At 74.4% G+C, this 12,297-nt stretch carries 5 protein-coding genes and 2 pseudogenes; 2 read left to right on the forward strand and 5 right to left on the reverse strand.

Annotated features, from left to right (window positions below):
* Positions 1-93: 93 nt before the first annotated feature.
* From ACFW1A_RS26955 to ACFW1A_RS26965, 3 genes are all read right to left on the reverse strand, one after another.
* A complete protein-coding gene (locus ACFW1A_RS26955; protein ID WP_380412882.1) occupies positions 94-501 on the reverse strand; it encodes a hypothetical protein in 408 nt (135 codons plus the stop codon).
* A 281-nt stretch (positions 502-782) separates the two neighbouring features.
* Positions 783-6,260 (reverse strand): AAA family ATPase, encoded by a 5,478-nt coding sequence (locus ACFW1A_RS26960; RefSeq protein ID WP_380412884.1) that lies wholly within the window; start codon positions 6,258-6,260, stop codon positions 783-785.
* 496 nt (positions 6,261-6,756) lie between these two features.
* Positions 6,757-7,392 (reverse strand): hypothetical protein, encoded by a 636-nt coding sequence (locus ACFW1A_RS26965; protein WP_380412886.1) that lies wholly within the window; start codon positions 7,390-7,392, stop codon positions 6,757-6,759.
* Between the two features lie 369 nt (positions 7,393-7,761).
* Between ACFW1A_RS26965 and ACFW1A_RS26970 the strand changes: the two genes are divergently transcribed.
* Positions 7,762-7,980: a hypothetical protein gene (locus ACFW1A_RS26970; protein WP_380412888.1), complete on the forward strand. Its 219-nt coding sequence runs from the start codon at positions 7,762-7,764 to the stop codon at positions 7,978-7,980.
* Positions 7,977-10,109, forward strand: a pseudogene (locus tag ACFW1A_RS26975) (bifunctional polysaccharide deacetylase/glycosyltransferase family 2 protein). The gene ACFW1A_RS26970 and the pseudogene ACFW1A_RS26975 overlap by 4 nt, the downstream one beginning before the upstream one ends.
* A 9-nt stretch (positions 10,110-10,118) precedes the next feature.
* On the opposite strand, the gene ACFW1A_RS26980 reads toward ACFW1A_RS26975, so the two are convergent.
* Positions 10,119-11,504, reverse strand: a complete 1,386-nt coding sequence (locus ACFW1A_RS26980) for a hypothetical protein (RefSeq protein ID WP_380412890.1) — start codon at positions 11,502-11,504, stop codon at positions 10,119-10,121.
* A 430-nt stretch (positions 11,505-11,934) separates the two neighbouring features.
* Positions 11,935-12,297, reverse strand: a pseudogene (locus ACFW1A_RS26985) (hypothetical protein); the annotation flags it as partial.

The raw sequence follows: 12,297 nt of genomic DNA on the forward strand, positions 1-12,297 counted from the left end.
GGGGTGTTGTGGGGGTTTTACTGCCCGCCCCCCACCCCCTACTCCCTCAGGGGGCCCGCGGTTGACCGGGGGGCCCGCGACGAAGGAGGGAGGTCAGAGTGCGGCTTCGAGGATCGCCTGGATGTGCTTCGTGCGCTCCTCGACGTGGTGGGTGTTGGTGTCCGACTTGTGGTCGAACGTCAGCACGCCGTCGGCGAAAGTGATCCCCGACGTGCTGAAGTACTCGCCGGTGTTCCTGATGACGACCTTCGAGACGCCCTCGCGGAGCGCCTCCTTGCCCATGTCGTCCGCGCCGATCGCGCCGAGCGCGTCCACCAGCGGCTGGAAGTACACCTGGGGGAAGTACTCGGCGTAGCTGTCGGCGTAGTCGGGGACGGCCAGCTCCTGCCAGTCCACCTCGATCGGCACCTCGAAGCCTGCCGCCTCGTCGATCCGCGCCTTCCAGCCGGGGTAGTCCTCGTTCTTGAACCGCTCGGCGCTGCGACGTTCCGCCAGGCCCATTCGAATCTCCATCGTCGATCGTTCAGTGCTGTTCCCCGGAGCGCGGTGCTGATGCGCTCGACAGGCGCGCGGAGAGTTCCCGGCGGTGGGCCGGGGCGGGTTCTCCGCCTGCGGTGATCCTTGCCGGTCGCGGCACCGGGGGGCATCCGTAAGTCCACGCAAATCCGCTACGCAGCAGCCCGTGCGGTGGCCGCCACAGGTGTGCGGGGCCGTCGGTGGCCAGGCCGCCCCCGGGAGCCCGATGGGAGCCGGTGCCGGTGCCGTCCTGAGCCGGCGCCCGCTCAGCGGGACCGCCGGGTGGCGGCCGCGAGGCGTGCCCGCAGGCCGGCGGCGTCGGTGGCCAGGCGGGCCGAGCCGCACTGGTCGGCCAGCACCGTGGCCCGCTGCAGCCGGCCGGCCACCGCGTCGGTCCGCCCCGCGTCCAGCGACAGCTCCGCCGCCGTGAGCAGCGTGCGGATCAGCTCGATCCGGTCGCTGGCCTCGGCGAAGTCCGCGATCGCGTCCTGGGCGCAGCGCAGTGCGCCGTCGGTGTCCCCGTTCACCGCGTGGGCCCGGGTGCGGGCCCGCAGTGCGAAGCCGTTCCGGCCCACGGAGGGGAGTGCGGTGACGCTCTCCTCGGCGAGCCGCGCCCAGCGCTCGGTGGCGGCCCGGTCGCCGTCCGCGGCCGCCGCCTGTGCCAGCAGGTCGCACCAGCGGGGCCTGCGCCAGGCGGTGAGCCTCGGCAGGTCCTCCCCGCCCGCGACGTCCAGCAACTGCCATCCGGCGCGGGCCGGGTCGCCCGTGTGCAGGACGAACTCGGCGTGGGCGCAGCGGGCGGAGACCGCCCAGGAGGTCACCGCGCTGCCGACGGCCGCCCTGGCGCGTTCGGCGGTGGCGGTCGCCTCCGCCAGGTCACCCGGGCCGTCGCGCCACAGCAGGGTTTCGGCCCGCAGCGTCATCAGGATCGTCCTGACGGAAATGTCGCCGACCCGTCGGACGTGCTGGTCGGCCTCGTCCAGCGTCGTCAGTGCGCCGGCCAGGTTCCCCGCGCGCAGCCGGGCGTTGCCGAGCACCGTCAGGATCTGGGGGTGGATGTAGGTCTGCCCGGTGCGCCGGGACAGGTCCGCGCCACGGGCCAGGTGGCGCTCGGAGTCGACCAGCCGTCCCACCATCCCTTCCGCGATGCCGACTTGGAACGCGGCGTCCAGGGAGGCCACCAGCATCGTGTCGGGGGCGGTGTCCAGGATGTCGGCGGCCTCGGCCAGCGTCGCCATGGCACGGGCCTGGTCCCCGGTGAACAGGTGGCCGAGCGCCGCCTTGCCCAGGGCGTAGGCCTCGCCGATCCGGTCCTGGTGCCGGCGGGCCAGCGCTGCGGCGGTCTCGGCGTGCTCCCGGCTGGTCTCGTAGTCCTGCTGGTCGTAGGCGTAGTCGGCCAGTTCCGCGTGCAGGGCCGCGGCGGTGGCCGAGTCGTCGTCGGTCAGCGCGGCGAGTCCGGCGCGGGCGAGGGCGCCGGCCTCCGTGAACCGGCCCATCCTCCGTTCGGTCCGGCTGGAGTCGGCGAGCGCGGTCGCGCCCCCGGCCGACCCGCCGGGGATCTCCGAGCGCAGCGCTTCGAGCAGCGCCCGGCTCTCCGAAGCGTCCCCGGTCAGCAGCCGGGCCCGCGCGAGCAGGACCTTCGCCTCGTACCAGTGCGCCCCACCTTCGCGCAGCAGCGACAGGGCCGCCTGCAGATGCCCCGTCGCCACGGCCGGAGCGGTGTAGAGCACGCCGCGGGCCGCGGCGATCAGGGTCGTTGCGTGTTCCGGCCGCCACGGGTCCGCGGCCCGGGCCACGTGGTGGGCGCGCTCGGTGATCGGCGCCGCCCGCCGGGCGAGTTCCGCCTCGGCGCGCTGGTGCAGGGCGAGGCGGCGGCTGGGCTCCAGCCGCTCGTAGACGACGTCGGCGACCGCTCGGTGACGCAGTGACAGCCGCGGCGCGGGCTCGGCCGGACGGACCAGGTCGAGCCGGGTCAGCCCGTCCAACGCGGTCATGGCCTCCGGCAGGTCCACGCCCGCGACGGCGGCCAGGAGTTCCGGGTGGAACTGCTCGCCGAGCACGGCCGCGACCTGGACGACCAGCAGGGACACCGGGTCGAGACCGTCGAGTTCACCGAGGACCGCGGTCCCGGCCTCGGCCACCGACGCACCGTCGGCGGTCAGCACCTTGAGGTACTGCGGGTTGCCGCCCGCCTTGCCGTGCACCTGCTCCAGGTCCGGCCGGTCCCCGAGCAACTCGCGTGCCTGCTCCAGGGAGAGCGGTCCGAGGTTCCACACCTCCAGCAGCCCGGCGGACGACGCGCGGGAGAGCACGGCCGCGAGAGCGGGCGAGAGCCGGCGCTGCCGGTAGGCCATCAGGCACAGCACCGGACCGGTCCTGGTGGCCTCCACCAGCCGCTCCACGTCCGCGATCCGTTCGGGCCCGAGCTCGTGCAGGTCGTCCACCACCGCCAGGACGGCGGAGCGGTCGTCGGCGCGGGCGGCGAGCTCGTAGACGTCCACGACGTCGGGGCCGGCGGGCAGCGGGGGCAGCGGCGTGCGGTCGCCGCGCGCGGCGAGCACGGGTATGCCCCGGGACCGGGCGTGCGCGGTGGCCGTCCACAGCAGCGCGCTCTTCCCGATGCCGGGTTCGCCGACCAGCACGACCGCTCGGCCGACGCCCGCCTTCAGCCCCTCCAACGCCGCGGCCACCGAGTCGAGTTCGACCTCCCGGCCGAGCAGCCGCGGCACATCGGCCGCGGCCCGCGGCGGCGCGGGCGAGGGGTCACCGGCCTCGCGGCCGTCCACCGGAAGCGGCACCTCGGGCGCAGGCCGACGCACCGCGAGGTGCGCCCGTTCCGGCCCGGTGTTGCGGCTCACGAGGACGGCCAGTTCGGCGCGACTGGCCACGCCGGTCTTGCGGTAGATCCGGGCGATGTGCGATTCGACGGTCCGCGGGCTGAGCACGAGCCTGCCGGCGATCGCGGCACTGGTGAGTCCCTGGGCGGCCAGTTCGGCCACCTCGCGTTCGCGGGCGGTCAACGAGACCAGCTCGCCCGCGGGTTCGGCCGGGGCGGCGAAGACCTCCGAACGGATGTGCTCGGCAAGGCCGGTGAGCCGGCGAGCTCCTCCCTCCGAGGCCAACCGCGAGCCCCGGTGCCACATCTCGGCCGCACGGGTGCTGTCGCCGGTGGCTCGCACGTGCGGCGCGGCGAGGAGCAGGGACTGGGCTTCGCGCAGCGTCGCCCGGGACCGGACGCTCTGCTCCGCCGCTGCGGTGAACAGCCGGGCCGCCTCGGCCGCGTCGCCGTGGTACGCGGCGATCCGGCCGAGGCTGCGCAGCCCCGCGCCGAGCTGGGCCGGCAGACCGAGCTGCTCCGCCTCCTTGCGGGCGCGCTCCGCCCAGCGCACGGCGGCGTCGGTGTCGCCGACGGCGAGGGCGGCACTGCTGAGCGTCTCCAGGCAGTTGGGGCGCGTCGTCGGCTGCAGTCGGCGCAGGTCGCTTCCGCCGCCGGCCCGCAGCAGGATGTCCGCCGCCCGGTGCGGATCGGCGGCATCGAGTGCGGCGGAGGCCAGCATGCACAGGGCCAGGGTGGCCCACCAGTGGTCGCTGCTGACCGCCGCGGCCGCGGCCTCCTCCGCGACGGCCAGGGCGCTCGGCGGTGCCGGTCGGCCGGCCAGCTGCAGGATCTGGGACTGGAACGCCAGGGTGAAGGCGAGCAGCTCGTCGCTCCCGGTGGCGCGCGCCATCGGCTCGGCCTCCGCGGCCAGTTCCAGCGCACTGGTGATCCGGCACGTGCTGAAGTGGAGGTAGGCCTTCGCGGTCAGGAACTGCGGGACGAGACAGGCCTGGCCGGTTCGCCGGGCGATCTCCAGCCCACGGTCCAGGTGGCGCTCGGCGCCGGCGTAGTCCTCCAGGAACGCCCCGGTCCAGCCGAGGGTGCACAGCGATTCGCACAGCTCGGCGAGGTCGGCGTCGGCCAGCGTCTCCGCGAGTGCGGCGGCGTCCGCGGCGACGGTGCGGGCCGTGTCCAGGTCGCCCTCGTAGGCCTCGCCCAGGGCGATCCGCGCCAGGGCGCCCAGCTCGCCGATCTCGTCGCCGAGCGAACGCGCCGCAGCCAGGACGTCGTTGATGTCCGACCGGACCAGCGGGTAGCGGGCGGCGGACAGGAGGCAGGAGCACAGCTCCAGGCCGATCCTGACCGCGTGCGAGGCCGAGGGGCCGGGCGAGCGGGCCAGTTCACGGCGGAGCATCGCCTCGGCCTCCTGGTGGCGCCCGAGTTGCCGCTCCACCTGGCCGCGCAGGGCGGCCGCGGCGGCGCGGACGTCGTCGTAGCGGTCGGCTGCCGGCATGTCCATCAGCTGCTGCAGCAGGTCCCGGCCCTCCTGCAGTCCGCCGCTGACGCCGAGCGTACGGGCCCGGAAGAGCGTCAGTTCGCGCCGTGCGGGCAGGTGTTCCGGGCTGTCCGGCAGCACTCGCAGCACGACGCCGAGCCAGTGCGCGGCAGCAGCCGGAGCGGTCGCGGCGCTCTGCTCGGCGGCCTCGATCAGCACGCCGGCGGCCTGCGGGTCCCAGTGGGTCACCGACTGCTCGATGTGGTGGGCCCGCTCGATGACGGTGGCTCCGACGGCGGCGATCTCCGCCGCGGCCCGGCGGTGGAAGTCCTCCCGCAGCCAGGGGTCGATGGTCTCGTGGACGAGCTCCCGGACCAGCGGATGGCGCAGCGCCAGCCGTCCGCCCTCGGCGCGCCGCAGCAGATCGCGGTGCATCAACCCGCGCAGCGCGTCGGTGACCTCCGCGGCACCTGAGCCGGTCAGTGAGCCGATCATCCGCGCTGTGGAGCGCTCCCCCAGGACCGCTGCTGCCTCCAGGACTTGGCGCTCCACCGGGCTCAGCGGCGCCAACTCGTCGAGCAGCAGCGTGCCGATCCCGACCGGCAGGCCGTCCGGGTCCCCGGAGACCGCTCCGCCCGCGACGGGGGACGTGCGACCGGGCGCCCGGCGGGCCTCGCGGTGGGCCTGGAGGAGGGCCAGGAAGTACAGGGGGTTGCCGTCGCTCGCCGCGTACAGCTTCGCAGCCTGCGGCCGCGGCAGATCCGCGGCCAGGCCGTCGGCGCAGTCCCGTTCGGCCAGGGGCCCGAGGGCGATCCGGAGCACGGTCCCGGAGTCCACGCCGCGCGCGAGCGAAGCGGCCAGCGCGGGCGGAGTCTGCCGACCCCGGCGTGCGACCACCAGGAGGAGCGGCGAGCGGACGGGGTGGCGCACCAGGTGGTCCACCAACTCCAGCGACGCCGGGTCCGCCCAATGCAGGTCGTCCAGCACCACGGCGAGCCGGTGCGTGCCGAGCCCGCCCAGCAGAGCGGCCGTGGACCGGTACAGCGCGAACCGGTGGGTGTCCCCCGGGGCGGCCGGCGTCTCGGCGGCGCCCCGCAGGGCCGGCGACAACTCCGCCAGCGCCGGGAAGCGGCGCATCGCCTCGGGGCCGAGCTCGGCGAGGGCATCGGCGAACGGCCGGAACGGGCTGTGCTGTTGGTACTCCGTGGCCTGCCCGCTCAGCACCGTCAGCCCCTGGCTGCGCAGCCGCGCACAGAACTGCGCCAGCAGTCGGCTCTTGCCGATCCCGGCCTCGCCCGTGACGTCGACGATGGCCTGTCCGCCGCCCGTGAGGTGGTCCACCACCGAGTCCAACAGACCGACCTCGGCGGATCTGCCGACGAACGGCACCCGGCCGGCGCGCTCCTGTCGGCCGCCGTACGCCTCGACCACGGGTAGCTCCCTTCAGACGGATCCTCCGCACGGCACCGAGCGCCGAACCGCGGGGGCAAGCCGCAACCTCGGATCGTGGACACGGGTTCTGCGGCTGGCAGCAGCCTAGTTGATGCTCCGCCGACGGGCCGCCGACCGGCGCGGGAGCCGGCAGCGCCCGCCGTCGGCGGTCGTGGTGGTCCTTCCCCGGACCCCGCGTCCGGGGCACCTGCCCGGCGCTGGGCCGCCGATCGCGACGGCCGGGCCGGACTCGGCGCCGGCGGGGGGATCAGCACAGCGAGGCCGGCGCGGGAACGCGTCTGCGCAGCTCACCGACGGTGGGCCGGACCGCACCGGGCTGTCCACCGCGATCGGCGCCGAGGAGCTGGACGACTTCGCGGAGCTGACCGGCACCGAGCCGGCCCTCGTCGACGCGGGCGGCACGGTGCGGCGGTTCACCCGGGAGCTGCGCCCGAGCCGGGCCCGCCACCGCCCGGCCCAGGACCGGCCGGCGAGGTCAGTTCGCCGCTCCCGGGATCTCGGCCAGGACCCTCGCGTTGGTGGTGACGAAGTAGGAGTCCTGGTCTTCGAGGTCGGCCCGGGTCTGTTCGCCGATGTACAGGTCGAGGTGCTTGGCGTCGTCACAGCCGATGCTGCAGAGGTCGTCGACGTGCCAGTTCGCGGACTTCACCCGGGAGCAGGTGTCCGGCGAGAGCCCTTGGCCGCAGTCGAGGACGCGGATCCGGGAGCCGGGTGACAAGTGGTTGGCGGCGACGGACTGCCAGGGGACCAGCGGGTTCTCGTGCGAGCCGACGGGTGGCGTGCTGGTCGAGAAGTAGCAGTGCTGGGTGAAGTCCCAGCCGAGGTAGTCCCCGTGGACGGTCTTGCCGAAGCCTTCCAGGCCGACCCGGTCGAGGAAGTCGGCGGGGAAGGTGTCCGGCGGGTTCTGGCCCGGGCAGGCGCGGTCGTGGATGTTGCGCTCGGGGCCGTGGTAGTGCGCCTGGCTGGGCGTGAAGTACACCGTGAGGGTGTAGCCGTCCTGGGTCGGCCGGTTGACGTGCGGGAGGTCGATGGTGTTGAGCCGGTGGTCGAGCTGCAGGCCCGCGCCGAGGAGGGCGAGGGCGGCCAGCAGCCCGCCGGCCAGCCGGAGCACGGTTCTCGCCCGCCCGGCGCGGGGGCGGTGTGCAGGTGGTTCCGGCGGGGTGGTGTCGTGCGACGCGGCCATCGGTGGTCCAGTCCGTGCGGGTGCGGGGTGGTGGCTGGTGGTGCCGGCTGCGGGGGTGAGCCGCCGGCGATGCGGCCAGGAACCGTGAGTCCGTGGACCGTGGGTCCGGGGCCGCTGTGCGCCGTCACCGTGGCACGCGCGTCCCGAGGTCCGGGTACCGCGGCGAACCGTGTCGCGGTCAGGTTGCCCCGTTCGCGGTATCCCCCGTCGCCTCGTGGGGATACGGCTCGTTCCTCCGGGGGAACGACCGCGCGCCGACGGCAGGAGCCTCACGTGATCTTCTTAGCATCCAGTGGCGTGACCAACGTGCTCCCGACTCCTCCGGCCGTCACGCCGACACCGGCTGTGTTCGACGATCCCCGCGGCCTTCGCCGCGTGGTGGTGATCGCCGTGGGCGTCCTCGTGTGCCTGGGGTGCCTGGCCGTCCTCGCCGTGGCCGGCGGCGTCCTGTACGCCGATCCGCGGGCTCCCGCGGCCCGGCCGGCCGAGGCCGCCGGCACGAACGCCGCGCGATGAGGAGGGTCGCGCCCCGGGGGCACTGGTGGGTCCTGGCCTGCGTCCTGACGGTGTTCCTGCTGTCGCTGTTCCTGGCGACCTCGGTCCTGCGCGGGGTCGGCGCGGCCGGCACCACGCAGGGCCAGGGGCCGGACGACCTCGTTCCGGGGTCGGTGGCGGGCGGTGGCCCCCTGGTCGACGCCCGGGGCGGCACACCGGTCAGCTCCGCCGTCCGCCCGGGCACCGTCGCCCTGACGTTCGACGACGGGCCGGACCCGACCTGGACCCCGCAGATCCTCCGGCTCCTGGCCGCCAAGCAGGTCCCGGGAACGTTCTTCGTGATCGGCGAGCACGTGGCCGAGCACCCCGAACTGGTCCGTGCGGAGACCGCGGCCGGGCACGAGGTGGGGCTGCACACCTTCACCCACGCCGACCTGTCCACCGCGCCGATCTGGCAGGTCCAACTGGAGCTGGCCGCCAGCCGCGCCGTGCTGGCCGGGGCCACCGGCCGGAGCACCACGCTGCTGCGACCGCCCTACTCCTCCACCCCCGATGCCGTCAGCAACCGCGACTGGCAGGCGGTCCAGCGCACCGCGGCCCTCGGCTACCTCACCGTGCTGTCCACCCAGGACAGCCTCGACTGGGAGAGGGGCAGCACTGCGGACATCGTGCGCCAGGCCGTGCCGCCCCGGGGAGAAGGGGCCGTCGTCCTGATGCACGACGGCGGCGGCGACCGCTCCCGCACCGTCGCGGCCCTGGGGCAGTACATCGACACCCTCAAAGCACGCGGCTACCGCTTCACCACCCTCACCGAGGCGGTCGGCCTGCCGCCCCAGGCTGCCCCGGCCACCCGGCTCGACCACTGGTACGGCACCGCACTGATCGCCCTGCTCCGGGCCGCCGTCGCCGTGCCCACCGCGACCGCCTGGCTGTTGGCCGCGGTGGCCGTGCTCACGGCCGGCCGGCTGCTCCTGCTCGCCGCAGCCGCTGCCGCACACCGACGGCGTACCGCCTCCCGCGACCTGCCCGACCCGGGGCTGCCCGTCTCCGTCGTCGTTCCCGCGTACAACGAGCAGGAGACCGTCGCCGCCTGCGTGCGCGCCCTGCTGGCGGGCGGCTGCCCGGACATCGACGTGGTCGTCGTCGACGACGGCTCCGCCGACGGCACAGCGGCAGCGGCCCGGAGCGTGGCCGACCCCAGGGTCCGTGTCCTGACCCAGCCCAACCGCGGCAAACCCGCCGCCCTGAACGCCGGCGTCGCGCACGCCGCGCACGACGTGATCCTGATGGTCGACGCCGACACCGTGCTCGCCCCCGGCGCCGTAGCCCGCCTGGCCGCGGCCTTCACCGATCCTGCGGTGGGCGCGGTCGCCGGCAACACCAAGGTCGCCAACCGCTCCGGCCTGCTGCCGCTGTGGCAGCACCTGGAGTACGTCATGAGCTTCGGGCTCGAACGCCGGCTCTTCGACCTGTTCGGCGCCAGCCCCACCGTCCCCGGTGCCATCGGCGCGTTCCGGCGGGAGGCGCTCGAGTCCTGCGGCGGCATCAGCGCCGACACCCTCGCCTAGGACACCGACATCGCCATGGCCCTGTGCCGGGCGGGCTGGCACGTCGTCTACCGGAGCGACGCCCACGCCGCCACCCACGTCCCCGCCACCGTGCGGCAGTTGTGGCACCAGCGGTACCGCTGGGCCTACGGCACCCTGCAGTCCCTCTGGAAGCACCGGCACGCCGTCGAGGAACGCGGCACCGCCGGCCGGCTGGGCCGCCGCACCCTGCCCTACCTGCTGCTCTTCCAACTCGCCCTGCCGCTCGCCGCCCCCCTGCTGGACGCCGCCGCCCTCTACGGGCTGAGCTCCGGCACCGCCCTCGCCCCCGCCGGCACCTGGGCCGCGTTCTGCCTCGCCCAACTCGCCCTGGCCGCCTACGCCCTGCGACAGGACGGGGAGAGCCTGCGGCACCTGTGGCTCGTGCCCCTCCAGCAGACCCTCTACCGCACGGCCCTGTGCCTGGTCACCGCCCACGCCCTGGTCAGCGCGGCGCTCGGGGCCGGCCCCCAGTGGCAGCGCCCCACGACGGCCCGGACGGGGCCGCGAGCGGTCCCGGCGGCGGTGCAGCCGGGCCCCGCAGCAGCCGGCACCGGCGTGTGACGGCCGTCGTCACACGCGGATGTACCACCCGCGCGCCACGAGCAGCCGGGCCAGCGGCACGTAGCACAGCAGCAGCCACAGCACCGCCCACACCATGCTCGCCAGTGGGGCGGGCATCCAGGAGGCGAGGCCGACCTCGGGAAGCACGCTCCACACCGACCCGTCCGCGCCGTACTGCCGGAGCGGCACGTAGTCCAGCGTGTCGATGACGAGTTCGGACAGGACGTAGAAGAACAGCGGGTTGCGGCCGAGAGCCACCAGCGTGTCGCCGACCGGCGCGGCCGCCCGCCGGACAGCGGCGGTCACACCCGCGCAGACCCGGCCGGCGGGCACCGGCCACGGCCCGCCGTCGAACGCCAGCAGCACCGAACCGAAGCCCACGGTCATGATCCCGACGGTCACCAGAGCGTACGACGGAGTCCACAGCTGCTTGCCGATCGGGATGACGAGGCCGAGCGCGAGGCCCGCCCCGACGCACCCGGCGCCACCGGCGATCAGCAACGATGCGCGCCGGCGAACGCCACCGCTCGCGGTGTAGCGCTGCCTGTTCCGGACGATGTCGATGCCGACGACGAGACCCGCCCAGCAGTTGACGGCCGCCACCACGGTCGACAGCAGCCCTTCCGGATCGAACTTGCCGCCGTTGAAGTTGTGTCCGGTGCCCCACATCCTCGTGTCGAGGTAGGCCTCCAGCGAGCAGTCCCGCGCCAGCGCATGGACGTCGGCGCATTCGGGCCAGGGGTTGTGGAAGGTGTACGTCGCCACGATCCAGCCGGCCACGCTCACGATCGGAAAACCGGCCAGCAGGAACACCCGGGCCAGGAGGCGCACCGTGCGGGTGCGCGCGCCGACGGGCGTCGCGGCCCCGCCCCCGGCGGCCGGCGCCGGGCTGACGGGCCGCATCGACCAGGCGCACGAGAGGTACAGCAGCGAGACCACCAGGTAGACGACGGCCAGCCGTTGCAGCACACCGACGAACCGCAGGTGCGCCAGCTCCTCGGGCAGGAACGGGTACGCGTTGAGGAACGTGCCGATCGCGTACAGCAGGACGGCCCGGCGCGCGATGCGCAGCAGTTGCTGCCGCCTGTCCGGCCCGCCCGGACCGCCTGCGTCCGGCGCCCGGAGGAACGCCGACATGGACACCGGCACCGCCAGGCCCATGATGAACAGGAAGCCGGGAGCGACCAGGTCGGCGACGGTCAGCCCGAAGCCGTTCGCGTGCAGGAGGACCGGGGCCGCGATCTCCTCCACCTGGCTGCCGATGAAGATCCGCAGAACGACGAGGCAGCCGCGGAACGCGTCCAGAGCGGTGAGCCGCCGCTGGACCGGGACGGCGGCTTCCGGGCCCGCCGCGATGGGCTGCGGCGGCGAAGCCTGGCAGGAGGAGGTGGACATGTGACCGATGGGGTGCTCAGGCCGGCAGCACGACGGCCCGGCTCTCAAGGAGAGCAAGGCCTTCGAGCAGCGCCTCGATGTCGGGCGTCTCGGCGGGGGTGTTCTGCACGCGCTGTGCGACGCCGGCCATGCGGTCTCCGTTGCTGGTGGTGGAGGGTGTGGTGCGGCAGAACCCGGGTCGGGCCTCACTGACGGTGCAGGTTCTCTCCACCCTTGGTGATCATAGGGGCGCGACCGGGATGACCACGACGTCCCGTCAACCCGCTGCATCCGGTTGACGCTGCTCGCGTACCCCGGTTGCGCCGGTGAACGGGGACGCGTACGGCCCTGTCCCGAGCGGGCTCGGGACAGGGCTGGCGTTCCGGGTCGCCTCTGGTCAGCGGCGGCCGTTGGCGTGCCCGTGCTGCGGCGGGCGGATCCTGACCGGGGGTCAGAAGGTGTACCAGGTCGAGCCGTTCCAGGCGGTGCCGGGGTTGCTGTAGTTGACGTCCTCGCTGTGGGTCTGGCCGTCAGTGGTGTGGGCGTAGAGGTGCACCGTCTGGTTGTCGCTCAGGGCGTCGAGCTGGTCGACGAGGCTGCCCGGCTGGGTACTCCAACCGTTCCACTGACCGTTGCCCGTACTGTCCGCGGTGTGGAACAGACCGTCCGTGGTCCCCGCGTAGAGGTGGACGGTGGTACCCGTGGTGGCCGCGGTCAGCGTCGCGATCTGGCTGCCGCCCACGTTGTTCCACCCCGTCCAGCTGCCGGTGTCGTAGTTCCCGTCGTTCTCGTGCAGCAGACCGTCCTTGGTCAC

This window comes from Kitasatospora sp. NPDC058965, assembly GCF_042741245.1.
Classification (GTDB): domain Bacteria; phylum Actinomycetota; class Actinomycetes; order Streptomycetales; family Streptomycetaceae; genus Kitasatospora.

Excerpts from the sequence above, each read along its gene's own strand:
- ACFW1A_RS26955 (WP_380412882.1), bottom strand. The coding sequence starts at position 501 with ATGGGCCTGGCGGAACGTCGCAGCGCCGAGCGGTTCAAGAACGAGGAC.
- ACFW1A_RS26980 (WP_380412890.1), bottom strand. The coding sequence starts at position 11,504 with ATGTCCACCTCCTCCTGCCAGGCTTCGCCGCCGCAGCCCATCGCGGCG.